This is a genomic window from Mycobacterium sp. P4_H6 (genome assembly GCF_056400845.1).
In genome coordinates this window covers 1-24,362 of record NZ_JBFUKN010000029.1, presented here as the reverse complement: position 1 = coordinate 24,362, position 24,362 = coordinate 1, and the positions used below count along the sequence as shown (strand labels likewise).

Sequence of the window (24,362 nt, the reverse complement as noted above, 5' to 3'; positions counted from 1 at the left end):
GTCGCACTTCTCTACGCTGGTGCCATGTTCTTCCTGTTCGGCTTCGGCACCAAGCAGAAGCCTCTCGGTCCCGGCGAGACGCGGACCTGCCCGCGCTGTCACAACACCACCCAGTGGATGCGCCTTCGGCAGTTCAACCAGTTCACATTGTTCTTCGTCCCGATCGCGCGGTGGAAGCGCCGGCAGTTCGAGGCGTGCGGCATCTGCGGTGCCTCGGTCGCGGCCTGAGTCAGCCGACGCTTGCGGTCACCCGCACCGGGATGTTCCCCTGCCGCGGAAGCCCGGTGATGGGGTCGTACTCGGTATCGGTCGGCACCAGACGGCCGACATTGCTTCCGCGCGAACGGACTTCGCCATCTTCGCTCGGTAATCCACCGAATGCGTGATGCATGGCGATCACGTCGCGGCGCAGGCTGTCATCGGCCTCGACCACGCTGGGGATGCTGTCGTGCGGGGAGGTCACGGTGACCAGATCACCGGATCGCAGGCCCAGCGCGGCGATGGCCTCGGGATGCATGTAGGCCGGGTTGTAGGGCTTGCCGCGGTTCAGCGCGGCCAGGTTGGTGCCCGAGGAGTTCATGAAACTCCCGTGCCGGCGCGGGATCAGCCGCAACGGATACTCGGCGGTGTCCTGCGTGGCGGCGAAATCCTCGGTCACGACGTCGGCGAGCTCGCCGAGCAGGACGGCGTTGCCGACATCCAGGCGCGCTTCGCAGTCGGCGTCGCGTTCGGCGACCACCTCGTTGACGTCGAAGATCTTGCCGTGCGGATGGCCGGCGACCTCGTCGAAGGGGATGCGCGAGGTCGAGCACATCTGAGCGAACAGTTCCTCGGTGGTCAGCGAGGTTTCGGCATTCATGTTGATCACGACGGGCGGTGATTCCATGAAGCGTCCGCCACCACCGCCGAAGAAGTTCACGAACCACAGGTCGAGCTGCATGCGCTTGGTGAGGCCGAGGAAAAACTGCCACTCCTCGGTCAGATCCGATCCGTGGGGTGGCTCGACGATCCGTGGCACGTACTGTCCGTACGCCGCCGGGATCCCGGTGCCGCTGGTGTAGTACTTGATGAGCTCGCTGCCCATCGTCATGGCGGGCGTTTCCATCTGCATCATGGGCGCGATGACGTAGTCGGCCAGCCGCGAAGTGAGCGACATCTCGGTGTCGAGAGTGACCAGCAGATCCAGGTTTTCCAGTGCGCGCAGCGTCTTTCGCTGATCCGGCCAGGCCGCCATCGGATTGCCCCCGATGCAGATCAGCGCCTTCACCTGACCTTCGCCCTCCAGCAGGATCTCGTCGGCCAGTGCCGCGGTCGGCATGCCGGCCACCGTGTCGGTCAGCCCCCGGACCCGCAGCCGCTCGCCGTATCCCCAGCCCTCGTACGGTGGGTGCGGCTGGGCTTTGGCGGTGAACGCGGGCATCAAGGTGTTGGGCCGGGTCACCCGTTCGCCGGCCCGCTGCCACCGCCCGCAGATCGTGGTGAGACACAGGCAGAGGTATTCGAGCAGGCTGCCGTGTGCGGCGAAGTTCGCACCGGTACCGGCGTTGACCATGCCACGCCGTGCGCCGTGGCTCGCGAACGTGGTTGCGGCGGCGATGAATTGCTCCACCGGGATGTCGGCACGCTGGGCCACGTACTCCGGTGTGAAACCCGATACCGCCGCAGCCAGGTCCTCGAACCCGGTGGCGTTCTCGGTCAGGAACGCGGTGTCGCAGAGCCCCTCGGAGATGACGTAGTTGATGATGCCCGCGACGATGGTCACGTCCTCGCCGGGACGCGGCTGCAGGTGAATGGCCGCGCGCGCCGCGGTCTGGGAACGGCGCGGGTCGATGACGATCAGCTGCATGCCACGGGCCAGCGCGCTGCGCAGCCCCTGCCCGGGGTTCTGGCCGGGGATGCCGATGGCTTTGGAGACCAGCGGGTTGGTGCCGATGAGCAACCAGCTGTCGGCCTCGTGGAAATCGACGTCGCCGCCGAGCCAGTGGCCGTGCGCGGCGAGGGCGATCTGCTTGCCGGGCTGGTCGATGGTGTTGGCGGTGAAGAACATCGGGGACTCGATACCGCGGATGAAGGCGTTGGCCATCAATGCCGATGCCGGGTAGGGCAGACCGTTGGTGCCCAGGTACAGCGCCACCGAACGCGGCCCGTGCGCGTCGATCAGCTGCTGTAACCGGGCGGCGATCTCGTCCATCGCGAGTTCGGCATCGATCGGCCGATGGCTGCCATCGGGCTGCCGCTTTTGGCTGTGCAGGAGCCGGCTCGGGTTGTTGTGGATATCGGGCAGTGCGCGTCCCTTGGCACACGTATAGCCCTTGAACATGGGGTTGTCCGGATCGCCGGTCACCTTCGTCAGCCTGCCGGCGGTGACCGTGGCCAGCACCCCGCAATGCGCTGAGCAGATCCGGCAGATGCCGGGCTGCGTCGTTGTCTGCGTGGACACGGAGATATTCATACTCCCGAACGGGAAAAAATACTAGACTGGGACACATGACGGGATCAGTGAGTCGGCGGCGCGGCCGACCCAGGCAGATCAGCCGGGAGCGGATCGTCTCCGCCGCACGCGATCTGCCGCCTGAGGAGCTGACCATGCAGGCGGTGGCCGGCGTCCTCGGAGTGGACCCGAAGGCATTGAACTACCACGTGGGCGACCGTGAAGGTCTGCGTGAACTCGTCGCGCTGGACGTGTTCGAATCGGAACTGCGGCGGGTCGAGCTGCCCGCCGACGGCGACTGGCGGGTGGTCGCCCGTTCCTTCGCGGGGGCGATCCGCGACGCCTATCTCAAGGTCGGCGTGCTGGCCGCCTCATTTCACCTGCCCGCCGCAACCGGCCTGACGGCCCTGGCGCCCGTCGAGACCCTGCTGCAGGCGCTCGTCGACGCCGGCTTCGACGCCGTGCAGGCCGGCCGGGCCCTCACCCAGATCAGCGAGACGGCGTACGCCGCCGGGCGGGCCGCGGTGCTGGCGGCCCAGAACCGGGTGCACCCGAATGTGCCCGAGATCGCCGATGCCCTGGAACACGCTGCCGCGAAGGACTTCTCGATACTGCGCCGGGTCATCGAGTCCACCGGCGCCGATCAGGACGGCACGGACCAGTTCGAGTTCAGCCTGGCCGTCGTCATCGCCGGACTGGAACAGATGCTCGCGTGAACGTCCAGCCCGCCGCCTTTCTGCGCACCACGCTGCCGCTCGGGCTGGACATGCTCGAGCAGTACGACTCGGGCCGCTACCACTCGATCTGGCTCCCCGATCACATGGTGAGCTTCTGGCCCGAGTCGATCTGGACACCGGAGTTCACCGACCTCGCGACCGCCTCACCGTCACCGCACCGCCACCTCGACGGCATGGCGGTGGCGGCCGCCGCGGCGGTACTGACCCGCAACACCCCCATCGTCACCACGGTGGTCGACACCGTGCGCAGGCACCCGGCGATGCTGGCCCAGTCGGCGCTCACCCTCGATCACCTCTCCCGGGGACGGTTCGTGCTGGGACTGGGCTCCGGCGAACTGGAGAACACGGTGCCGTACGGCTTCGACTTCGAGAAACCGGTGGCCCGGTTCGAAGAAGCCATCAAGGTCATCAAAATGCTCTGGGAGAGTGATGGACCCATCGATTTCGACGGGCAGTTCCACCACCTGGAGCACGCCCGGCTGGACACCGAGCCCTACGACGGGAAGCATCCGCCGATTTGGATCGGTGCCGCCGGGCCCCGGATGCTGCGGATCACCGGACGCTACGCCGACGGATGGTGGCCCAACGGCGCCTACACGCCCGAGGACTACCACCAGAAACTCAGCATCGTGCGCGAGGCCGCCGAGCGCGCCGGCCGCGACCCGGCGGCCATCACGCCCGCGGTCACCCAGATCTGCCTGATCGGCGACGACGACGAGATCGCCGAGATGCTGAAAGCGCCACTGGTGAAGGCGATCGTCCTGCTGATCACCGCCGAAGATCTCCGCCGCTTCGGTTATGAGCATCCGATGGGGCCGCGCTGGCGCGGTGTGCAGGACTTCGATCCCGTCCAACTCTCCCGGGACAAGATCATCAGGTTCTGCGAGCAGGTCGACACCCGGGCCATCACCGACATCTTCCCGTGCGGAACACCGCAACAGGTGGCGCACAGAGTGAAAGGGTTCTGCGATGCCGGCATGCGGGTGTTCAAACTGATGGAATACGGCAGCATGGCCGGGTTGCGGTTCAGTGCCCGGTCCGCCGACAAGGTGCGCGAGACCGAAGACGAGATACTGCGACTGGCGGGTGCACAGCATGGCTGACCTGAACGCCGAGGGCCTGCTGGCCGACGCGCAAGCCCGCACCGGGCTCAGCGATTGGGGCGATGACACGCTGCCCGGGCGGTTCGCGACCGCGGTGGCCCATCTCGCCGCGGCCGGTATGGACGCCGAGGGGCAGCGCGCAGCGGCGGCGGTGTGCAGCGGCCTGCTCACCTCGCGGCTCGAATTCTTCGAAGACCGGCAGCGCCACCCGATAGCCGACGAGGCGATCGTCGCGCCGCTGTTCGTGACCGGTGAACCGCGCACCGGCACCACCCTGATGCACGCGCTGATGGCCGTCGACCCGGACGCGCGTGCTTTGCGGTTCTGGGAGGTCATGTACCCGTCGGGCCCGCCAGGGCTTGCCGCAGTGGATGATCCGCGCCGCGAGCGCGCCGATGCCGACTGGCGCGAGATCAACACCCAGCTACCGAAGTGGCTGCATTCGCACCCCTACAACGACATGCTCGGTGACGGTCTGCCCGAGGACGAACGCACCTGGGCCTTCGATTTCCGGGTGATGACGCCGACGGCGTGGTGGCGGGTGCCGGTGCCGATCGTGGTGCAGGGCCTGCCCACCGATGCGGCGGCGCAGTACCGGATCCACCGGATGATGTTGCAGCAGTGTCAGTTCGCCAGACCTAAGAAATACTGGGTGCTCAAGGGATTTCACGGGTTCCGGCTGCGCGAGTTCTTCGACGCCTATCCCGACGCCACCCTCGTGTGGCTGCATCGTGACCCGGTACAGGTGGCGGCGTCACGCACCATGATGATGGCCGACATCATGGAGGGCATCACCGGTCCGGTCGACCTCAAGGCCACCGCCGCCCTGCACCTGGACCTGACGCGAGCGAGCATCGCCAACACGATGTCCAATCCGCTGACCGACGATCCGCGCATCCTGCACGTCCGCTACCTGGACTTCGTCGCCGACCCGATCGGTACGATCCGGCGTTATTACCGCTTCAGCGGCCGGACGCTGACATCCTCTGCGGAGAACGCAATGCGGAAGTACTTGGCGCACAACAAAGGTGACCGACACGGGAAGTTCCGCTACTCGACCACCCTGTTGACCGACATCGGGGAGAACCTCGACGCCCTGCACGAGGAGTTCGGGCCGTTCCGTGAGCGCTTCGGCGTCGCGGTGGAGAATCGGGGCTGAGCGTGCATCCCCGGGTCGGCCTGCATCAGGTGGCATTCCTGAACGAGAGCACCACGGCCTTTCTCGGGCACTGCCGCGATATCGGTGTGCAGCAGGCCACGCTGGTCACCCCCGTCCTGATGCGGCAGGGTGGCATCAACGAGGCTGCGCAGTCCGGGGTGCGCATCGCCAGCATCAATCATCCCTTTGCGGTGCAACCGGATCTGGAATCCGACGACGGGCGGGCCACCCAGGCCCTGAACGATGTCATCGACGTAGCCGTGAACCTCGGCAACCCCGACATCTATCTGCTGACCGGTGCGCGCGGAACGCTGAGCTGGGAGCAGGCCGCCGAGCGCTTCTGCGAACTCATCGCACCCTGCACGGCGCGAGCAGACACCGCGGGTGTGCGACTGCTGGTGGAGAACGCATCGGCGTTCAACGCCGATATTCACATCGCGCATACCCTGGCAGACACGATCACCCTCGCCTCGGCCGCCGGCGTCGGGGTGTGTGTCGACGTGCATGCCTGCTGGGCCGAGGCCGGGCTGAGCGAACTGATCCGGCGGGCGATGCCTCTCACCGGCTTGATCCAGATCAGCGACTACGTGCTCGGTGACCGCTGCGCGCCGTGCCGGGCCGTACCGGGTGACGGCGCGATACCGTTGAAGCGCATCATCGGTGACGCTCTGGACGCCGGCTACGCGGGGGTCTTCGACATCGAACTCGTCGGACCCCGGATCGACGAGGAAGGCCCGCGGGGGGCCACCGCGCGGGCCGCCCGCCGGGTGTCGGCCATCCTCACCGAACTGGGAGTGTGACATGGGCTTTGGTGCCGGGCCGGCCGACGATTCGCTGCGTGACGCGTGGGGGCACTTCTGTGACCGACTCAAGTACGCCGGGGAACTGGTGTTCAAGGACGCCAACCCCGGCACGCCGCTGCACCGGGCCGACGCCATGCGCTTCCTGACCCAGAACCTCGGGCAGGCATTCGACCTCGCGCTGGAAACCCGGAACACCGCCTTCCCGCAGGTCCACCAGTTGTGCACGCCGACCAGGAAATTGGGCGGTGACGTCGCCGATTTCACCTACCGTCAGGCCTGGATCGACGGGAGACACCAATACAAGATCACCGGTAGACGGGGCACGGCGCGGTGGCTCAACATCACCGTGCAGGGTCCCCGCCCGAACACCATTCCGGGAACCGACTGGCCCTCGCTGCACGAACCCTTCGGCGACATACCGGAGGCGAATATCTTCGGTCATCAGTTGAGCACCGACGGAGCGGGTAATTTCGAGCTGTTCATCGGTGGCCCCGAACGCGCCGAGAACTGGCTGCCCACCACGACGGGAAGTCGAAAGCTGTTCATTCGTGAGGCTTTCGACGCCTGGTTCGAAACGCCGACGGCGCTGACCATCGAGCGGATCGGTATGCAGGATCCTCGGCCGCAGCCGGACCCGGAATCGATGATGGAGGCGATGGGCTGGGCGGGGGACTTCCTGGCCGGCGCGATGCGCGACTGGCCGGAGCACTCGTGGAACTACTCCGGGGGAGTGTGCGATCCGGCCTACCCGAATCGGTTCCCCCCGGAAAAGGTCGCCGACACCGACGCAGATGTGAAGCGGGGCCGGATGGCCGCGCACATGGTGTGGCATCTGCAACCTGACGAGGCGCTCATCGTCGAGATGGACAATCACGACGGTTTCTGGATCTTCGGCATGGGCGGGGTGTTCGGGGGAAGCCTGGATTTCCTGTACCGCCCGGTGAGCTACACCCCGGCCCGCACCGTGGTCGATGCCGATGATGTCGTGCGGTTCGTCATCGCCCACGCCGATCCCGGAGTACACAACTGGCTGGACACCCAGGGCTTCTCGGATGGCAACCTCACCTACCGGAACTTGCTGAGCCGAAACACCGCAACCTTTCGCACCCAGCAGGTCAAACAGTCGGAGATCCGCGACATCCTGCCCCCCGACACGGCCGACGTGGATGCCACCGAACGCGCGCAGCAGCTGCTGGACCGTTATCGCAGCGTCAAACTGCGCTACGGAATCTGACTCTGTTGGGCCGCGATCCAGGACCGGATGGCCTCGACGCCGGGCTTGGCCACCCAGTTGCGGTCGAACACACCCCACGGTGTTTCGTTGGGGCGGTCGACAAGCGAGTAGATGAACATCGGCCCCACACCGTCCAGCCCCGACCAGGTGGTGGCGAAGTCGGTGATCCAGGCGGCCTGGGTGGCGCCGCTGACAGCCGAGGTCGGCACCCCGTATTCCGTTGTCCAGATCTTCTTCTCGGCGTCACCGGCCGAATCCATCAGGGACCGCAACGACATCAACTGCCGGTAGGGCGTATTGGCGTACGGCGCTCCCGCCGAGAAGCTACTGGAGAAGTTGTAGGGGTGAAAGGACAGTGCGTCGAAGTAGCCCTGGGCGCCTGCGGCGTACATCTGGGTCAGATAGTTGACCGGGTTGATGGTCCAGGTGCCGAAGGACAGGCCGGCGCCCAGCACACCACCCACCACCGTGGCGGTGGGTTCGACGGATTTGATGGCGGTGTAGGCCAGCTTGAGGAGTTGGGTGTATCCGGCGACATTCGGTTGCGGTGACCAGCCGATGTTGGCATTGGGCTCGTTCCAGATCTCGTATGCCGCGATGCGTGGCTGCGCACTGCCGGCGCCGTAGCGTTGGGCCAGCTGGACCATGAACTGGGCGTAGGTGTTCGGATCGTCCGGCGCCGCATTGGGCAACCAGAATCCGTTGCGAGAGGCCCAGGTCGGTGTGCTGGTCACTGCGCCGACGACGGCGATGCCCCTGGCAGCGGCGGCATCCAGGATGCGGTCGGCGATCACCCAGTTGTAGGTCCCCTTGGAAGGCTCCATGGCCCGCCAGGGCAGGAAGGTCCGTATCTGCTTCACGCCCATCTCGTCGAAGGCCTGCATGGCGGTGGTCAGCTCATCGACGGTCAGGAAGTACAGGTTGGATTCGGCGATGCCGAGCGCGGTCGGCGAGGTGTTGATCGGCGCCGCTGCAGCGCCGACCGCCGGCGCGGTCATCGGGGAGGCGATTTGCCCGGCCAGTATGCACAGGGTCACGGCGAGCGCGCGAAACAGGTGGACGGGCATGACGGCAATGTAGGCCTGTCAACCATGTTGCCGCACGACATGATTCGGCACAGAACGGCGCCGAAAGGTGGTTGCTGGGCGGTGTCCGGCAGCCGACCTCGCAGCGGCGATCGCGCGGAATCAGCTCATCGCAGCAAAGACCGTCGGGGTCGCCATGGTTTCCCGCTACAGCGGCCCGGGTGCACTGAGCGGCCGTTTGCCACGGCAAACCTTGCTCAGGGAAGTAATTTGCTGAGTGGTAAAAATGCGCACGGTCAGATGCGGGTAAAGGTACGGTTCAGCAGCCTGAGGCTGCCGCGAATGGTTCGCGCGTACAAGAAAGCCGCTAAACCGGCGATGTGCCCGGCGCGGAACCGTCATCCAAACGTGACGTCCCCGAACATATTCCGATATCGCAGCGGGGCAGCCGTCAGCGGTCGAGCCACACCTTCGCGGGCGCACAGGTGAGTCCGACATCCTTGAGGGTGAGGATGCCGGCGGGCGCCGCGACGATGTCGAGTACGGCGTTGACCGCAGGCATCGCGGTCATGGTGTCCCACTCGTGGTTGCCCCACGTCTCGGGCGGCACGAACCGGATCCGGGTGCGCACTTCKGGTTCGCCGTGGATGACGATGTTGTAGTGGTCCTCGTCCAGGTCCCAGTCCGCGTTCAGCTTCTTGGTCAGGTGCCAGACGACGGCGGTGCGCAGGATGGTCTTGCCGCCCAGCGTCGCACTCCACCCTCCGCGCAGCGCGGCGATGGTGTCCTTCTCGATGCGCATCCAGCCGAGGTCGACGGTCTCGGATGCGGTGGCGAACTCGATATCGAAATCGATGCTGTCGAACTCGTCGAAACCCAGTGCCACGCCCATCCGTTCGACCGAATCGCGGAAGCTGATCATTCCCAGCTTGGCGATCTCGATGACATCGGGGGAGGCCTCGCGTTTGGAGATGCCCAGCATTTCCCAGGTCTCCACCGACTCGTACACCGAGACATCGGCCGCCTCGACGATGGTGATGGACTGCACGTCGCGGCACACCGCGGTCAATGCGGTGGTGACCGAGTTGGCCCAGCCCGGATGAATCCCGGTGATGTACAGCGAGCTGTCGCCGCTTTCGCACGCCGCGGCAAGGGCGGCGCGGGTCTCGCCCTGGACGCCGCCCACATTGAGGAAGAGGTTGGTGCTCAGGACGTTGAGTCCGCTTTCCAGCAGTCGCACGACATGGTCGACGTCGGCCATGAACGGCGTGTAGAGCACGGCATCGGCCTGCAGCGCGATCAGCGCGTCGATATCGGTCGTCGCCGTCACCCCGGTGTCCGGGCGGCCGCACAGTTGCCCGGCATCGGCGCCGGCCTTCTCGTCGGAGTAGGCGTACACGCCGGCGAGTTCGAGGCGGGGGTCATCGAGAATCCCACGCAGGCTGAGCTTTCCGACTTTTCCGGTGGTCCACTGGATGACGCGCATGCCCGGAGCTCCTCTTTCGAGATCATTTTTCACGGTCGTGGAAAAATAACACTGTGCCAGCCGCTATGTTCGTGAAATGACGACAGGCGCCCGCCGCGGCCGGCCACCGCGCATCGACCGGGCCCGCATCGTCGAAGCGGCGCGCGCCATCGCGCCGGAGGACCTGACCATGCAGGCCGTCGCCGACGCCCTCGGCGTGGACCGCAGCTCGCTGAACTACTACGTCGGTGATCGAGGCGGGCTGCTCGAGCTCATCGTCACCGACCTTTTCGACGCCGAACTGCGGGACTTCGTGCTGCCCGACGCCGACTGGACCGACGTCCTGCGCGCCTACGGCAAGGCCCTGCACCGCGGCGTCGTTCACCTGCAGGCCACCGCCACCCACGTCCAGTTGCGCGGCGCGCACAGCCTCACCCTCGCCGAACGCGTGCTGGAGGCGCTGACCGCCGCGGGCTTCACCGTGGCCGAGGGCGGACACATCCTCTCGCTGGTGTCCGGTGTCGCCTATACCGCGGCGCGCGACCTCCTCGGCGGCGACCAGTCCCGGAGCCACCACACCTCCGAGGTCACCCGGGTGCTCGACGAGGCGCCGGCCGGCCAGTTCGCGTTGCTCGGGGAGATCATCGCCAGCCGGTCGGTCGCCGGCACCGCCGACGATTTCGAGTTCAGTCTCGACGTGGTGATCGACGGACTGCAATTGCGCCTGGCTCGACAGGGCCGCAAAGGTTGAGGTGTTGCTGGCCGCCGCCGAGTCGGTGACGGGCTGGCTGAACGGCGTTTGCCCAGCACATTTCGGGGCGCTGACCTGCCGTTAGGCGATTGGCGCTGATCAATCAGCCGCACTAACTTTCCTAGAGTGAAGTCTTCCGCTGCTGGCACCGCCGTGCGGTGGCTGGCCCCGTTCCTCGCCGTCGCGGCCGTCGTCGCCACCGCGCTGTCCCCGGTCCAGGCCCCGCAGATCCAGCTGGCCAGCGAGGCCAATCCGCTGGTCGGAAAGCCGTTCTACGTCGACCCGATCTCCAAGGCGATGCGGGCCGCGCAGAGCGCGCCGAGCCCACAACTCGACTACGTCGCGAACACGCCGCAGGCCTACTGGCTGGATCAGGCCTTCCCGGCGTCCACCGTCGGCGGCACCGTGAGCAAGCTCGTCGGCGCTGCCCAGGGTGCCGGCGCCACACCCGTGCTGTCCATCTATGCGCTCCCGCATCGCGACTGCTACAGCTACGCGGCCGGTGGCTTCGGATCGGCCGACGGGTACCGGGCCTGGATCGACGCCATCTCGGCCGGCCTCGGTGGGGCTCCGGCGGCGATCATCCTTGAACCCGATGCGCTCGCGATGGCCGACTGTCTGACGGCGGACCAGCGTGCCGAACGCTTCGACCTGATCCGCTACGCCGTCGACACCCTGACCCGTGACCCGGCTGCCGCGGTGTACATCGACGCCGGGCACTCGCGGTGGGTGAGCGCGGACAAGATGGCCGCCATGCTCAACGATGTGGGCGTCGCCCGGGCGCAGGGTTTCAGCCTGAACACCACGAACTACTACACCACCGAAGAGCAGATGGGCTACGGCGACGCCATCTCCGGCATGACGGGCGGCTCGCACTACGTCATCGACACCTCGCGCAACGGCAACGGCCCCGAGAGCGACAGCGACACGGCCTGGTGCAACCCGAAGGGCCGCGCATTGGGAGTGCCGCCGACGACGGCCACCGGCAACCCGAACGTCGATGCCTTCCTGTGGGTCAAGCGCGTCGGTGAATCCGACGGGTCCTGCGGACGCGGGGAGCCCGGAGCGGGCACGTTCGTCAATCAGTACGCGATCGATCTGGCGCTCAACGCGGGGAAGTAGGCCCGCCGAACCGTCCGTTGGTCGCGTCCCGGACCGCCCGGTCGATCAGCGCGAGGGCTTCCTGCTGGCTGACCTTCTCCTTGTCGACGATCACCCGCCGGCCCACGTCCTCGTCGATGACGCGGAAGGCGCCGACCACCGCGGCCGCGCAGAGCCGGGCGGTGAGATCGCCGTCGGGTAGGCCCAGCCGCTGGGCCACGACGGGTACGAAGCCGCGTTCCATCTCGTCGTGCACCATCAGATAGGCCGTCCGCAGTGCCGGGTCCTCCGCGGACATGGTCGCGATGCGCAGCGCGCTGATCTCGTCGGCGAGTTCCTGTTCGCTGAGCGGATGTTCGGCCATATCGGCCTCCATGTGCTCGGCAAGCGAGAGCTCGGCCGGCCACCGGTGCGCCTGGGCGATGAAGCGTTGCGCCGACAGGAACAGCACCGGTTCGACGCAGCTTTCCTTGCTCCGGAAATACCGCCAGATGGTGCGGGTGGAAAGCCCTGCAGCGGCGGCGATATCGTCACCGCTGGTGGCGGCGACCCCACGCTCCCAGAAAAGCGCGCACGCGTGGCGGGAGACGGCGAGACGAGCCTCGGCCTGCTTCGGATTGCGCGCGCCGCGGATATCCTGGGTGGCGATGGTGAAGACCTCCTGACACTTAGTGACAGCTCCACTGTGTCACTTAGTGACAGTACGCGCAAGCTTCGGGGGCGGGGGTGGCATGGCGACATCGGATCAACCGATACTCGTGGCAGGTCAGACCTGCTGGCGGCTGGCCACGGCGGACCGGTTCACCTACATCGTCGACGGCGCGGATTACCTGCGGCACACCAAGGCCGCGATGCTGCGCGCCCAGAAACGTATCCTGCTCGTCGGCTGGGATTTTGACGCCGGAACCACCTTCGAGCCGGGCAAGCCCACCATGCCCGGCCCGAACCAGTTGGGGGCATTCCTCTACTGGCTGCTGTGGAAGCGCGCCGGGCTCCAGATCCACGTCCTGAAATCGAACCTGCGACTGCTGTCGGTGTTCGACGACGTCTGGTACGGGATCACCCCCGTCTCCCTCCTGAATCGCGTCAGCGGCAAGCGAATTCGCTTCGCGGTGGACGGAGCGCACCCGACCGGGGCCGTCCATCACCAGAAGATCATCGTCGTCGATGACGACGTCGCGTTCTGCGGCGGTATCGATCTCACCATCGGGCGCTGGGACACCTCGGAGCACCGCGACGACGAGCCGCTCCGCCCCAACTACGGTCCCCGGCACGAGGTCGCGGTCGCGGTGGACGGCGCCGCCGCCCGCGCGCTTTCGGAAGTGGCCCGGGACCGATGGCACGGTGCGACCGGCCAAACCCTGGAGGAACTCGACGTCGCGCACACCAGCTGGCCGCGCGGCCTGGCACCGGCCCTGCGTGATATCGAGGTGGCCATTGCGCGCACCATCCCGGCGCTGCCCGAGAACGACGAAGCGCGGGAGGTCGAGGCGTTGAACCTCGCCGCGATCGATGCCGCCAGGCACACCATCTATCTGGAGAACCAGTACCTCGCGGCCCGGTCGCTGGTCGAGGCACTGATCCGGCGTCTGCAGGAGCCCGACGGCCCGGAGGTCGTCATCATCTTGCCGCGCCGCTCGGAGAGCCGGCTGGAACAGCAGTCGATGGACAGTGCCCGCAGCCTGCTGATCGACGAGCTCTATGCCGCCGACGACCACGGGCGGTTGGGCATCTACTGGCCGGTGACCGAGAACGGGACATCGATCTATGTGCATTCGAAGGTCATCGTGATCGATGACCGGCTGCTGCGCATCGGGTCGTCCAACCTGAACAATCGGTCGATGGGCTTCGACAGCGAATGCGATGTCGCCGTCGAGGCGAGCACCGACAGCGTCCGGGAGCTGATCGCGAACGTCCGCAGGCAGCTGATCAGCGAGCACCTCGACGTCCTCGTCGCGGATTTCGACGCCGCGGTCCGTGACAACGGCTCCTTCCTGAAGGCCGTGGAGGCGTTGCGCGGACACGGCAGAACAGTCGAGCCGATGACCCCGGATGTCGTCGCCGACGAAGCGGGCCCGCTGGCCGAGAATGACCTGATGGACCCCGATCACGTACCGAGTTCGTTGAGCGGCAGCGTGCGCCGGTTGATCAACGAACTAGCCGGCTGGCAGTGACACCGGCCGTCTGCCCGCTGCACGTCGAGGACATCGTCCTGCAGCAGCGCATCAAGGCACACGCCACCGAACCGGCGTGCAGTTACTGCGCCGCGAACGGTCCGGCTCCGATCGCCGTCAGCTGGGCCGCCTTCATGGAGGCGTTCCTGGTGGGGGTCGGCGCGCATTACCAGCGGGTGTCCGCCGGCGCGGACGCCGCGGTCCCCGCCGGCCGGGTCGCGCGCGAAATCCTGGGCCTGGCCGGGGTTTCGCATCCAAAGCTGGTCGATGACATCAGCGAGGCGCTCGGCGGCGCACCGGGCTGGGTAGCGCGAGACCGCAGGAACAGCAACGGTATCGACCAATTGTCCTACGGCTGGGACGCTTTCAAGCACATCGTCAAACACGAGATGCGCTACTTCTTCGCGAGCCGGTCCACGGGGTCCGGTGACATGACCGCGCTGCAGGTACTCCAGGCGGTATCCGATCTCGGCGAGAACCATCCCGCGGTATGGCCCGCGCCCTGCCCGGCACCACTGTTCCGGGCACGGATGGCGACCACGGAGAGCGAGGCGTCGCAGTGGCGGCACRCCGGCGACCTGGGACCGCCGCCGCCGGAATGCGCCGCGGCGAACCGGATGAGCCCGGCGGGCATCAGCATCTTCTACGGTGCGACCGACCGTGCCACCGCGATCGCCGAGGCCGGCGCCCACGCCGCCCACCGGTTCGTCGTCACCGGCGAGTTCACCCCCACCCGGGAACTCCAACTGATCGATCTCACGGATCTTCCTGAGCCGCCCAGCATTTTCGACGAGAGCTCCCACACGGAGTACTTCGTCGTCAGATTCCTCCAGCGGTTCATCCACGACATCACGCTGCCGGTGGAACTCGACGGGCACGAACACATCGACTACGTCCCCACCCAGGTGTTCACCGAGTACTTCCGGTACGCGTTCCCCGATCGCGTCGACGGGCTCATGTTCCCCAGTGCCCAGGGGCCGGGCGTCAATGTCGTGGTCTTCGTCGGAGCGGACCGGTGCGCCGACAAGGGAAGCGAGACCGAGGACACCACGCTCAGTTTCGACACCGCCACGCTGCGCACCAGCCGGGTCATGACTGTGGCCCGTTGAGGCGCCCCCGCGCGACGTCGGGTCTGGTCTGGATCTGCACGGTCGCGGTGCTGGCCGGGGTGGTGATCGGTTTCGTCGGCGGCGCGTTCCGGTGGTGCCTGCAGCTCGCCGACCACTGGCGGGTCGACCTGGTCACCTGGGCCCACGACCTGCCGGGGCCGGGATGGCTGGTGCCGATCGCCGCGACCGCCATCGGGGCGACGCTGGCGGCCGGCGTGGTCCGCTGGGTGCCGTTGGCGGCCGGTAGCGGTATCCAGCATGTCGAGGCGGTCTACCGCGGCGCGGCCYGGCCGCCGAGCCTGCTGCTGGTGCCGGCCAAGTTCATCGGCGGGGTACTCGCCATCGGCTCGGGTCTGGTGCTCGGCCGGGAAGGCCCGACGGTCCACATGGGCGCGGCGATCGGCGCCCATGCCGCCCGCCGCGGCGGTCTGGACGACCGCGATGTCCGGATGATGCAGACAGCGCTGGGTGGTGCCGGCCTCGCGGTGGCGTTCAATGCGCCTATCGGCGGTGCGCTGTTCACCCTGGAGGAGGCGACCAAGTCGGTGCACCTGCGCACGGTGCTCGCCACCCTGTTCTCGGCCGCCGCCGCCGTGGCCTGCGCCCGGTTGATCCTCGGTGATCAGCCCGACTTCCAGGTGGATCCGGTCGCGGCACCGTCGAGCGTCTTGATCCCGGTGTTCGTCGTGTTCGGTCTGGTCACGGGCTGTCTCGGTGCGCTCTACAGCCGGCTCGTGCTGCGGTTCCTCGACGGTGTGTCCGCGGTACCACGGATCCCGGCGATCGCGAAGGCAGCCGTCATCGGTGCCGTCATCGGGTTGGTCGCGTTCGTGGATCCGCGCGCCGTCGGGGGCGGAGATGAGCTGACCCAGCTGATCGTCGGAGGCGGGGCCCTGGCGTTGCCGCCGGCTCTGGGATACCTACTGGTCCGGGTGGTGGCCGGACCGTTGTCCTATGCGGCCGCGGTGCCCGGCGGCCTTTTCGCGCCGCTGCTGGCCGTCGGGGCGCTGTGGGGTGTGTTGTTCGCCGGCGGCCTGAACACCCTGTTGCCCCAGGAGAATCCGTCGCTGGTGGTGGCGATGGCGATCGTCGGTATGGCGGCGTTCTTCGGTGCCGTCGTGCGGGCGCCCGTGACGGCCATTGTGCTGGTGATCGAGATGACGGCCACGATGTCGCTGGTGGTGCCGATGCTGGCGGCGACCGCCGCGGCCGTACTCGCCGCCGAGCTGTTGAGATCCCCGCCGATCTACGACAGCCTGCGTGAACGGATGCCCGTGCAACGATTGGACCCATGACCGCAACGCTTGTCGCGAAAGATGTGGCCGGCGGATACGCCCATCGCACACTGTTCGAGAACGTCGACCTGACCGTGGCGCCCGGCGATGTCGTCGGCGTCGTCGGGGCCAACGGGGCGGGCAAGAGCACGCTGCTGCGCATTCTGGCCGGTGACCTCGACCCGCTCGGTGGCACGGTCAGCGTCGCCCCGGCCGACGCCTTCGTCGGGTGGCTCCCGCAGGAACACGAACGGATCCCGGGAGAAACCGTCTCCGGCTACATCGCCCGACGCACCGGGTGCGCCGCGGCAACAGCGGCGATGGAAACCGCGGCCGAGGCCCTGTCCGATTCCGGGGCCACAGCGGACGCCTACTCGGTGGCGCTGGATCACTGGCTGGCCACCGGTGCGGCGGACCTGGAGGAGCGCTTGCCCGCCGTGCTCGCCGACCTGGGGCTGGATGCCGGGGCTGTGCGGCCGGATACGACGCCGATGACCGCGCTGTCGGGCGGACAGGCGGCGCGGGTCGGCCTGGCCGCACTCTTGTTGTCCCGCTTCGACATCGTGCTGCTCGACGAACCGACCAACGATCTCGATCTGGACGGTCTGGCCCGCCTGGAGCGCTTCGTCGGCGAGCTGCGTGGTGGTGTGGTGTTGGTGAGCCACGACCGGGAATTTCTCGCGCGCAGCGTGACCCGCGTCCTGGAACTGGATCTGGCGCAGAACACCACCACCGTCTTCGGCGGCGGCTACGAAAGCTATCTGGAGGAGCGCGCCGTCAACCGCCGGCACAAACGCGAACAGTATGAGGAGTTCGCCGACAAGAAGGCCGACCTGGTCTCACGCGCACGCACCCAACGCGAATGGTCCAGCCAAGGTGTGCGCAACGCCATGCGCAAAGCCCCCGACAACGACAAGAACCGGCGCCGCGCGCAGACCGAGTCCAGCGAGAAGCAGGCGCAGAAGGTGCGTCAGATGGAGAGCCGCATCGCCCGCCTGGACGAGGTCGAGGAGCCCCGCAAGGAATGGACGCTGCAGTTCACCATCGGGTCGGCCCCGCGGTCGAGTTCGGTGGTGGCCACGGTCGACAACGCCGTTGTCCGCCAAGGCGATTTCGTGCTGGGTCCGGTGTCACTTCAGGTCGACGCGGGCGAGCGGATCGGCATCACCGGCCCCAACGGCGCGGGCAAGTCGACGCTGCTGGGGCTGCTGCTGGGCCGCACGCAACCCGACGAGGGCCGGGCAGGTCTGGGTGCCAACGTGGCCGTCGGCGAGATCGACCAGGCCCGTGCGGAATTCGACGGGCCGGGCCGGTTGATCGATCGCTTCGAACAGCACGTGCCGGACTGGCCTACCGCCGAGGTGCGGACCCTGTTGGCCAAGTTCGGGCTCGGCGCCGACCATGTGGAGCGTGCCGCGCAGGAGCTGTCACCCGGTGAACGCACCCGGGCCGGCCTGGCGCTGCTGCAGGCCCGCGGCGTCAACGTGCTCGTTCTCGACGAACCGACCAACCATCTGGACCTGCCCGCCATCGAGCAGCTGGAGCAGGCTTTGGAGAGCTATGACGGTGCGCTGCTGCTGGTCACGCACGATCGCCGGATGCTGCAGAACGTGCGGCTGGACCGGACGTGGCGCGTCGAGAACGGGAGTGTCTCGCAGGTGTGACCCGCCGCTTGAGGCGGGCACTCCGCAGAACCTGGATGGCCATGTTGGTGGAGGTGATCATCGGGATGACGCCGAGAAAGGTCCGCTCCGACGCGGTGTGGCCGTGCAATTGCTCAAGGCTGCCGAATACGTAGAAGCAACCGAGGCAGAACAGCGTGGCCGGCACCGCCAATGCCTTCATACTGCCGCGGTCGGCGAGTACTTCGCGGGCAAGGTCTAGTTCGTCGCTGCTCAACGGGTCCCGATCGTGCACCTTGCGCAGCGCGGCCGGGAGGGCGCCGATGCTCAGTTCGGACCGGACATGCCTGCGCCCCATCATCTGCCGGGTGAATACGAGGGCGACCGCGCCGAACACCCAGATGAGTGCGAAGGACGCGATCGCGAGTATCCCGAAGAGGCTCGACATCGTCATGTCAGGCCGCCTTCCGCTGACGCAGCGGGCGTTGACGGATGAAGGTCGGCCACCAAAACCACGGCCCGAGCAGACGCATCGTGCACGGCACGATGAACGACCGCACGATCAAGGTGTCCAGCAGCAGTCCGATGCAGACGGTGGAACCGAGCTGACCGATGGTCCGGAGATCACCCACAAGCATCGCCAGCATCGTGAACGCGAACACCAGTCCCGCCGACGTGACCACGCCGCCGGTGCTGCCCAGCGCGCGGATGAGTCCGGTGTTCAAGCCGGCACCCGTTTCCTCCTTGACCCGGGAGATCAGCAGCAGGTTGTAGTCCGAACCCACCGCCACCAGGATGATGAACGTCAGCGGCAGGACCAGCCAGTGCAACGACAGGCCGACCAGATGCTGCCAGAACAGCACCGAGAGACCGAACGCCCCCGCGTAGGAGAACGCCACCGTTCCGGGAATCACCAACGCCGCGATGAGACTCCGGGTCAGGTACAGCATGATCAGGAAGATCAACACGAACGCTGCGATCGCCACGATGAGCAGATCGGAGGTGGCGTACTGCTTGATGTCCTTGTTGTTCGAGCCCGCCCCGCCGATATAGATCTTCGCTCCGGCGAGGGACGTCTCCTTGAGCGCGGCTTTCACCGCTTCGGGGAACGCCTCGACGTGCTCGATGCCCTCCGGGCCCATGGCGTTGCCTTCGTGGGTGATGATGAATCGGGCGGCCTGCCCGTCCGGCGACATCATCAACTGCATACCGGTTTTGACGTCTTCGTTGTCGAACGCCTCGCGAGGAATGTAAAAGAAGTCATCGCTTCGGGATCGGTCGAAATCGTTGCCGACATTGATCAGGTCGCCGAAGGTCTGATCGGTCTGGGTGGACTGTAGATGCGCCGGGCCGTAGGAGTTGGTGATGACGACCTGCAGGGCCCGGGTGTCCTCCATCATCCGCTCCAGTTGTGCGATCAACTGCGGCAGCAGTTTGTCCACGGCCTCCAGTGAGGCAACGGCATTGGTGATCTCGGTCTCGAGGCTGTCGATACCGTCGAGCGCGTCGAACAGTGATCGCATCGCCCAGCACGCCGGAATGTCGAAACAGTGCGGCTCCCAGTAGAAGTAGTTGCGCAGTGGCCGAAGGAAATCGTCGAGGTTCGCAATGCCCTGGTTCATGTCCGCGGTGACCTGTTCCACGTTCTCCAGCGTGAGCACGGTCGAATGCAGTTCGTCGGACATCTTCTGGGTGAGGTCCAGCACCTGTGCCAGTACCTCGATCGACCGGGTCTGGATCGCGGCCTGTTTGTCGGTGTTCTCGTTCTGCTGTTCGTTGAACGGCAACTGCTGGCCGCTGCCGCTGCCCTGGGTGGTGAACAGGTAAGGGATCGTGGCGTGCTCAAGCGGCCGGCCCAGCGGCCGGGTGATGCTCTGCACMATGGCGACCCCGGGCAGCCGGATGAGGCTCTTGGCGACCCGGTCCAAGGAGATGAAGTCGGCGGAGTTCCGCATGTCATGGTCGGACTCGATCATCAGCATCTCGCTGAACAGCTTGCTTTCCGAGAAATGCCGGTCCGAGGCGGCGAAGCCGAGGTTGGCTGAAGCAGTGGACGGTTGATACGCGCGGTCGTCGTAGCTGACCCGGTAGGTCGGCACAAAGATCGCCCCCACCATGACGACGGCGCAACTGGCCACGAAGATGGGTTTGGGCCAGCGCACCACACTCGTTCCGATCCGCCGGTACAGCCGGGATCTGGCCGCCCGCCTGGGATCGAACAGGCCGAAAAGACTGCCCAACGTGAGTATCGCCGGTGCCAGCGTGAGGGCCGACGCGATGGTGAACAGCATGCTGATCGCCACCGCCGGACCCATGGTGTGGAAATAGTCCAGTCGCGCGAGGCTCAGGCAGTAGCAGGCACCGGCGATGGTCAATCCGGAACCGATGATGACGGGGGCAACGCTGCGATACGCGGTGTAGTAGGCCTGCTCCCGGCTTTCGCCGGCCTGCCTGGCTTCCTGGTAGCGGCCCAAAAGGAAGATGCCGTAGTCGGTCCCGGCACCGAGGGTCAGCGCCACCACGATGTTCACCGCGAACGAGGACAGCGGGATGAACCCGATGTGCCCGAGTGTGGCGATGATGCCCTTGGCCACCAGCATCTGGATCAGCACGCTGATCAAGGGCACCAGCAGGGTTGCTGGGGAGCGGTACACGACCAGCAGCATCACCACGATGAGCGCGATCGTCAGGATGGTGATGTTGTTCAGGCTGGAGTTGGCGATGGACAGGGTGTCGGCGGCGAGCGGCGCCGCACCGCTGACGTAGACGGTGAGCCCGGGTGGCGGCGCGTCGTGCGCGATGACATCCCGCACCGCCTGCACGGATTCGTTCGCCTGGATCTGTCCGGTGTTGCCTGCGAGCCGCAGCAGCACGAAAGTGGCCTTGCCGTCCACGCTTTGGGCTCCGGCAGCGGTGATCGGTTTGCCCCAGAGATCCATGACGTACTGCACGTGATCGGGGTCTTGCTTGAGCCTGCCCACCAGATCGTCGTAGTAGCGGTGGTCGCCGTCGTCCAACGGACGATCGGATTCGAGCACGAGCATGGCCAGGCTGGTGGAGGTGGATTCCTGGAACTTCGCGCCGATGCGCATCATCGCGACCTGCGAAGGCGCGTAGCCGGGGATCATCGAACCGGCGAGTTGTTCGGCGACCCTCTCGACCTGGGGGATGAAGGTGTTGGTGCCGACTGCGAGCAGGCCCCAGAAGATGATGATCGGCACGGCCAGCACACGCACGGTGCGTGCGACGCTCACGCGGACTTCACCCGGCAGGTGACATCAGCATCGTCATGGGTCGATGATTGTTCGTCGCGCACAACGTCGTTGACCAGCATTCGACATCCCACCTGACCACCGTCGACCTGTGCGGAGATGCTGCCGGACACCACCGTGAGGGTGGTGGTCTCGGTATGCGACCACGGCAGCGCAGTGAGGTCGACCCGATGTGGTTGCCCGTTGATGTCGACGTAGCTCAGGATCCCGCCGTCGCCGATGGATCCGAACAGCTCATAGGTCAGCCGCTTCGGGGTGAACTGCTCGGGTGCCTGTGCGGCCAGGACTGCGGGAACAGCTCCGGGTTCGGACATCTCGTGGACCTTCCAGACGCCCAACGAACCCGCGCCCAGTGCCACCACGGTGACAAGGGGCAGCCAGCCCCTCGCCAGAAGGCCGCGGCGCCTGCCCTGCGATGGCTGCTCGGTCACGAACAGAATTTATATCGTATCTACGATCTAAATGACAAGCGTGCCCGCGGGTTATATGTCCGCCTAGTGGGCCGGATATTAGTGAAACTCTGTGAAAACGTCGCCAATGGAATCAAATGGTCGGCGAGAGGCGTTTCAGGCCGAGCCCGGATGGACCCTCAATGCATCCTATAAATGATATAAAGTCACGTATGAGTTCAACGCCGGTGGACGCCATATCCGCAATGATCACTTCGAGTGCAGATCTGTTGTGGCGGCATCTCGCCGAACGTGACGATCTCGGCGCCAGCGCCACACTGGTGCTCAATCGGCTGGATCGGGAAGGCCCGATGCGGGTGACAGCGCTCGCCGAGGCGGAAGGCTCCAGCCAGTCGGGTATGACACAGCTCGTGCAACGGATGGAACGCCAAGGGCTGCTGGAGCGCAGGAACGATCCCGATGATGGCCGGGCCTGCCTGGTGATGATCGGGAGGGCGGGCCGCCGCCTGTGGAATGAGCGCGCCGATGTGCGCAAGCAACGCATCGCCGGTCTCCTCGACGGTCTGGCCGAGGAGGACCGGCAGGCGCTGTGGCTGGCGGCCCAGGTGGCATCCCGGCTGCTGGACCAGATGCGCGATATCGCCGATGCGCCTCAGGGCGTGTAGCGCGCCACCTTGTCCGGGCGGATGACCACCCGCAGCAGGTCGGCGTCCAGCATCTCCTGCAGCTCGGCTGTCCGTGCCCCGTCATCGAGGTCCCAGTACCGGACGGCCAGCCGGGCGGCGAGTTCCTGCGCCCCATGGTCTTCCAGACTCGTCGGTCCGGCAACCGCGACCCAGCGCTCACGTTCACCCACCGGGGCGGCCACCACCAGTGACGCGCGTGGGTCGGCGCGCAGGCGCCGCACCTTGGCCGCGTCGGCAAGGGTGAACAGCTCGACGGTCCCGTCGCCGGTGGCTTCGAACCACACCGGCCGGGGTTGCGGCGGGTCGGCGCCGGCGGCCACGGTGAAGAATCCGTAGAGCGGGCGGCGCAGGAACTCCAGGTCCTCGGGCGTCAGCTTCACCGGGACCACACTCCGGCCGCCGCGGTCCGCAGCACATAGTCCTCGAAGGTCCGCGCCGGCCGGCCCAGTACGGACGCCACCCCGTCGGTGGTCGTGGCCAGCGGACCGCCGTCCATCAGCACGAACATTTCGGAGACGTGCTCGGCATCCTGTTCACCGACGCCCTGTTCGACCAGGAGGGCGGTGTACTCGGCGGGGGAGATCTGCTTGTAGGTGATGGGTCGCCCCGACGCCCGGGAGATCATGTCGGCAGCTTCGGCGAAGGTGAGCGCGTCGGGGCCGGTCAATTCGTAGATCCGCCGGGCGTGCCGGCCGGGCTCGGCCAGCACCGTGGCCGCGACGTCGGCGACATCCTCGATGTCGATGAAAGGCTCGGGCGTCTCACCGGCCGGCAACGCGAGCTCCCCGGCGACCAACGGCGCGTGAAACAGGTCCTCGTCGAAGTTCTGAGCGAAGTTGTTGGGACGCAGAACGGTCCACTCCAACGCCGAACCGCGCACCGCCTCTTCGGCGGAACGCATGTCCAACCCGAAGCGCGAATCACCCCAGGTGTCGGCCCCGCGTCCGGACAACAGCACCAGGCGTTGCACGCCGGCGGCTTCCGCCCTGGCGACGAACTCCGGTGCGGGCCCCACCACGGCGGGCGCCACCATGTACACGGCGGTGACGCCGTCGAGTGCCGCATCCCAGCCGGCAGGATCGGACCAGTCGAAGGGGGTCTGGCTGGATCGGGAGGCGAGCCGGGCGGCGATGCCGCGCAATCGCAGGCGGGCGGAGACGCGGCGACCGGTCTTTCCGCTGGCGGCCAGAACGAGGATGTTGTCTTTGCTCATGACCCCATTCAAGGCGGGGTGCGCGGACGATTCCATGGGCATGAAGCCGGTATGCATGTGTATTCGTCTAACCTCGAGGGCATGGACGTGTTCGGTGACCTCTGCCGGGGAGTGCGTGCGCACGGCTCGCTGTTCGGCAGCTCGCAGCTGACCGCACCGTGGTCCCTGCACTTCGTGGACGGTGCGCCGTTGACCTTGTGCACCGTGCTGGACGGGCAGGGCTGGCTGGTCCCCGAGCACGGCCCGCCCGTGCGGATGCGCGACCGCGACACCGTGGTGGTGAAGGGGCCGGACACCTTCACCTTCGTCGACGACCTCGACACCGCCGCCGAGCCGATCGCCTGCGGGGAGATGTGCGCGAAGCCCGAGTACGGCGGCACCCGGCACCGGATCGGCTGGAATGACGAATGCGGGAGCGGCGCCGGGGCCACCACACTGGTGGTCGGCGCCTACCCGGTGCGGGGCGAGATCAGCCGCCGCCTGCTGGACGCGCTGCCCGCGGTCCTGCACCTGGACAGCGGCGGGAACGGTGACGCGGTGCTGGACCACCTGGCTGCCGAGGCGGCGCTCGACATCCCCGGTCAACAGGTGGTGTTGGACCGACTGCTGGACTGGATGCTGGTCTGCACGTTGCGTACCTGGTTCGACAGCCCCGAAGGTCATCCGCCGACCTGGTGGACCGCCCAGCGCGACCCGGTGGTCGGTGACGCACTACGACTGCTGCACGCCGATCCCGCTGCCCCATGGACGGTTTCGTCGCTGGCCGCCGCAGCCGGTGTGTCCCGGTCGACAC

Annotated in this window: 23 protein-coding genes and 1 pseudogene; 14 read left to right on the top strand and 10 right to left on the bottom strand. The window is 66.8% G+C overall.

Going from position 1 to position 24,362, the window contains the following annotated elements; all coding sequences use genetic code 11:
* Positions 1–24 precede the first annotated feature (24 nt).
* Positions 25–228 carry a zinc-ribbon domain-containing protein gene (locus AC1DTF_RS14290; RefSeq protein ID WP_057169278.1) on the top strand — a complete coding sequence of 68 codons (204 nt, stop codon included), beginning with the start codon at positions 25–27 and terminating at the stop codon, positions 226–228.
* Position 229: 1 nt separating this feature from the next.
* On the opposite strand, the gene AC1DTF_RS14285 is transcribed toward AC1DTF_RS14290, so the two are convergent.
* On the bottom strand, positions 230–2,440 hold the full coding sequence (locus AC1DTF_RS14285) for a molybdopterin-containing oxidoreductase family protein (RefSeq protein WP_477474541.1): 2,211 nt from the start codon (positions 2,438–2,440) through the stop codon (positions 230–232).
* A 47-nt stretch (positions 2,441–2,487) separates the two neighbouring features.
* On the opposite strand from AC1DTF_RS14285, the gene AC1DTF_RS14280 reads away from it, so the two are divergent.
* The 5 genes from AC1DTF_RS14280 to AC1DTF_RS14260 are packed head-to-tail and all read left to right on the top strand — an operon-like array spanning position 2,488 to position 7,467.
* Positions 2,488–3,147, top strand: coding sequence for a TetR/AcrR family transcriptional regulator C-terminal domain-containing protein (locus AC1DTF_RS14280; protein WP_057169280.1), 660 nt, complete (start codon positions 2,488–2,490; stop codon positions 3,145–3,147).
* Positions 3,144–4,271, top strand: a complete 1,128-nt coding sequence (locus AC1DTF_RS14275; RefSeq protein ID WP_477474540.1) for an LLM class flavin-dependent oxidoreductase — start codon at positions 3,144–3,146, stop codon at positions 4,269–4,271. Before AC1DTF_RS14280 ends, AC1DTF_RS14275 begins: the two co-directional genes overlap by 4 nt.
* Positions 4,264–5,430: a sulfotransferase family protein gene (locus AC1DTF_RS14270; protein ID WP_477474539.1), complete on the top strand. Its 1,167-nt coding sequence runs from the start codon at positions 4,264–4,266 to the stop codon at positions 5,428–5,430. Before AC1DTF_RS14275 ends, AC1DTF_RS14270 begins: the two co-directional genes overlap by 8 nt.
* A gap of 2 nt (positions 5,431–5,432) precedes the next feature.
* Complete coding sequence (locus tag AC1DTF_RS14265) at positions 5,433–6,230, top strand: sugar phosphate isomerase/epimerase family protein (RefSeq protein ID WP_477474538.1); 798 nt, start codon at positions 5,433–5,435, stop codon at positions 6,228–6,230.
* A 1-nt stretch (position 6,231) separates the two neighbouring features.
* A complete protein-coding gene (locus tag AC1DTF_RS14260; protein WP_477474537.1) occupies positions 6,232–7,467 on the top strand; it encodes a DUF1214 domain-containing protein in 1,236 nt (411 codons plus the stop codon).
* Here AC1DTF_RS14260 and AC1DTF_RS14255 read toward each other — a convergent pair.
* Positions 7,455–8,534, bottom strand: coding sequence for a cellulase family glycosylhydrolase (locus AC1DTF_RS14255; RefSeq protein ID WP_477474536.1), 1,080 nt, complete (start codon positions 8,532–8,534; stop codon positions 7,455–7,457). The genes AC1DTF_RS14260 and AC1DTF_RS14255 overlap by 13 nt on opposite strands.
* Positions 8,535–8,943: 409 nt before the next feature.
* A complete protein-coding gene (locus tag AC1DTF_RS14250; RefSeq protein WP_477474535.1) occupies positions 8,944–9,978 on the bottom strand; it encodes an NAD(P)H-dependent amine dehydrogenase family protein in 1,035 nt (344 codons plus the stop codon).
* Between the two features lie 76 nt (positions 9,979–10,054).
* Between AC1DTF_RS14250 and AC1DTF_RS14245 the strand changes: the two genes are divergently transcribed.
* Both AC1DTF_RS14245 and AC1DTF_RS14240 read left to right on the top strand, forming a co-directional pair.
* The gene (locus AC1DTF_RS14245) at positions 10,055–10,708 is read left to right on the top strand and encodes a TetR/AcrR family transcriptional regulator C-terminal domain-containing protein (protein WP_477474534.1); all 654 of its coding nucleotides are present in this window, start codon (positions 10,055–10,057) and stop codon (positions 10,706–10,708) included.
* A 102-nt stretch (positions 10,709–10,810) separates the two neighbouring features.
* Positions 10,811–11,830 carry a glycoside hydrolase family 6 protein gene (locus AC1DTF_RS14240; protein ID WP_477474572.1) on the top strand — a complete coding sequence of 340 codons (1,020 nt, stop codon included), beginning with the start codon at positions 10,811–10,813 and terminating at the stop codon, positions 11,828–11,830.
* Here the strand turns inward: AC1DTF_RS14240 and AC1DTF_RS14235 are convergent.
* On the bottom strand, positions 11,814–12,260 hold the full coding sequence (locus tag AC1DTF_RS14235; RefSeq protein ID WP_442928747.1) for an acyl-CoA-like ligand-binding transcription factor: 447 nt from the start codon (positions 12,258–12,260) through the stop codon (positions 11,814–11,816). The genes AC1DTF_RS14240 and AC1DTF_RS14235 overlap by 17 nt on opposite strands.
* Positions 12,261–12,275: 15 nt before the next feature.
* Positions 12,276–12,443 (bottom strand): annotated as a pseudogene (locus tag AC1DTF_RS14230) (helix-turn-helix domain-containing protein); the annotation flags it as partial.
* A 97-nt stretch (positions 12,444–12,540) separates the two neighbouring features.
* Between AC1DTF_RS14230 and AC1DTF_RS14225 the strand changes: the two are divergent.
* The 4 genes from AC1DTF_RS14225 to AC1DTF_RS14210 are packed head-to-tail and all read left to right on the top strand — an operon-like array spanning position 12,541 to position 18,030.
* Positions 12,541–13,983, top strand: a complete 1,443-nt coding sequence (locus AC1DTF_RS14225) for a phospholipase D-like domain-containing protein (RefSeq protein WP_477474533.1) — start codon at positions 12,541–12,543, stop codon at positions 13,981–13,983.
* Positions 13,980–15,092 (top strand): RES family NAD+ phosphorylase, encoded by a 1,113-nt coding sequence (locus tag AC1DTF_RS14220; RefSeq protein ID WP_477474532.1) that lies wholly within the window; start codon positions 13,980–13,982, stop codon positions 15,090–15,092. The genes AC1DTF_RS14225 and AC1DTF_RS14220 overlap by 4 nt, the downstream gene beginning before the upstream one ends.
* The gene (locus AC1DTF_RS14215) at positions 15,089–16,387 is read left to right on the top strand and encodes a ClC family H(+)/Cl(-) exchange transporter (RefSeq protein ID WP_477474531.1); all 1,299 of its coding nucleotides are present in this window, start codon (positions 15,089–15,091) and stop codon (positions 16,385–16,387) included. The genes AC1DTF_RS14220 and AC1DTF_RS14215 overlap by 4 nt, the downstream gene beginning before the upstream one ends.
* Positions 16,384–18,030 (top strand): ABC-F family ATP-binding cassette domain-containing protein, encoded by a 1,647-nt coding sequence (locus AC1DTF_RS14210; RefSeq protein WP_057169293.1) that lies wholly within the window; start codon positions 16,384–16,386, stop codon positions 18,028–18,030. Before AC1DTF_RS14215 ends, AC1DTF_RS14210 begins: the two co-directional genes overlap by 4 nt.
* Here the strand turns inward: AC1DTF_RS14210 and AC1DTF_RS14205 are convergent.
* The 3 genes from AC1DTF_RS14205 to AC1DTF_RS14195 are packed head-to-tail and all read right to left on the bottom strand — an operon-like array spanning position 17,948 to position 21,691.
* Entirely contained in the window at positions 17,948–18,442 is a 495-nt protein-coding gene (locus tag AC1DTF_RS14205) for a hypothetical protein (RefSeq protein WP_477474530.1), read from the bottom strand. The two genes, AC1DTF_RS14210 and AC1DTF_RS14205, sit on opposite strands and share 83 nt — an antisense overlap.
* Before the next feature lies 1 nt (position 18,443).
* Positions 18,444–21,260: an MMPL/RND family transporter gene (locus AC1DTF_RS14200; protein ID WP_477474571.1), complete on the bottom strand. Its 2,817-nt coding sequence runs from the start codon at positions 21,258–21,260 to the stop codon at positions 18,444–18,446.
* Positions 21,239–21,691, bottom strand: coding sequence for an MmpS family transport accessory protein (locus AC1DTF_RS14195; protein ID WP_477474529.1), 453 nt, complete (start codon positions 21,689–21,691; stop codon positions 21,239–21,241). The genes AC1DTF_RS14200 and AC1DTF_RS14195 overlap by 22 nt, the downstream gene beginning before the upstream one ends.
* 224 nt (positions 21,692–21,915) lie before the next feature.
* Here AC1DTF_RS14195 and AC1DTF_RS14190 point away from each other — a divergent pair, with 224 nt between their 5' ends.
* Entirely contained in the window at positions 21,916–22,335 is a 420-nt protein-coding gene (locus tag AC1DTF_RS14190) for a MarR family winged helix-turn-helix transcriptional regulator (RefSeq protein WP_477474528.1), read from the top strand.
* On the opposite strand, the gene AC1DTF_RS14185 is transcribed toward AC1DTF_RS14190, so the two are convergent.
* Both AC1DTF_RS14185 and AC1DTF_RS14180 read right to left on the bottom strand, forming a co-directional pair.
* On the bottom strand, positions 22,323–22,745 hold the full coding sequence (locus tag AC1DTF_RS14185; protein ID WP_477474527.1) for a pyridoxamine 5'-phosphate oxidase family protein: 423 nt from the start codon (positions 22,743–22,745) through the stop codon (positions 22,323–22,325). The two genes, AC1DTF_RS14190 and AC1DTF_RS14185, sit on opposite strands and share 13 nt — an antisense overlap.
* Entirely contained in the window at positions 22,733–23,569 is an 837-nt protein-coding gene (locus tag AC1DTF_RS14180; RefSeq protein WP_477474526.1) for an NAD(P)H-binding protein, read from the bottom strand. The genes AC1DTF_RS14185 and AC1DTF_RS14180 overlap by 13 nt, the downstream gene beginning before the upstream one ends.
* A gap of 81 nt (positions 23,570–23,650) precedes the next feature.
* Here AC1DTF_RS14180 and AC1DTF_RS14175 point away from each other — a divergent pair.
* Positions 23,651–24,362 (top strand): cupin domain-containing protein (locus AC1DTF_RS14175; RefSeq protein WP_477474525.1); only part of this gene is annotated, 712 nt, incomplete at its 3' end.

Bases quoted from the DNA above. Each gene is read 5' to 3' on its own strand.
- AC1DTF_RS14260 (WP_477474537.1), top strand. From the start codon at position 6,232: ATGGGCTTTGGTGCCGGGCCGGCCGACGATTCGCTGCGTGACGCGTGG.
- AC1DTF_RS14270 (WP_477474539.1), top strand. From the start codon at position 4,264: ATGGCTGACCTGAACGCCGAGGGCCTGCTGGCCGACGCGCAAGCCCGC.
- AC1DTF_RS14255 (WP_477474536.1), bottom strand. From the start codon at position 8,534: ATGCCCGTCCACCTGTTTCGCGCGCTCGCCGTGACCCTGTGCATACTG.
- AC1DTF_RS14225 (WP_477474533.1), top strand. From the start codon at position 12,541: ATGGCGACATCGGATCAACCGATACTCGTGGCAGGTCAGACCTGCTGG.
- AC1DTF_RS14190 (WP_477474528.1), top strand. From the start codon at position 21,916: ATGATCACTTCGAGTGCAGATCTGTTGTGGCGGCATCTCGCCGAACGT.
- AC1DTF_RS14290 (WP_057169278.1), top strand. From the start codon at position 25: ATGTTCTTCCTGTTCGGCTTCGGCACCAAGCAGAAGCCTCTCGGTCCC.
- AC1DTF_RS14245 (WP_477474534.1), top strand. From the start codon at position 10,055: ATGACGACAGGCGCCCGCCGCGGCCGGCCACCGCGCATCGACCGGGCC.
- AC1DTF_RS14280 (WP_057169280.1), top strand. From the start codon at position 2,488: ATGACGGGATCAGTGAGTCGGCGGCGCGGCCGACCCAGGCAGATCAGC.
- AC1DTF_RS14180 (WP_477474526.1), bottom strand. From the start codon at position 23,569: ATGAGCAAAGACAACATCCTCGTTCTGGCCGCCAGCGGAAAGACCGGT.
- AC1DTF_RS14205 (WP_477474530.1), bottom strand. From the start codon at position 18,442: ATGACGATGTCGAGCCTCTTCGGGATACTCGCGATCGCGTCCTTCGCA.
- AC1DTF_RS14210 (WP_057169293.1), top strand. From the start codon at position 16,384: ATGACCGCAACGCTTGTCGCGAAAGATGTGGCCGGCGGATACGCCCAT.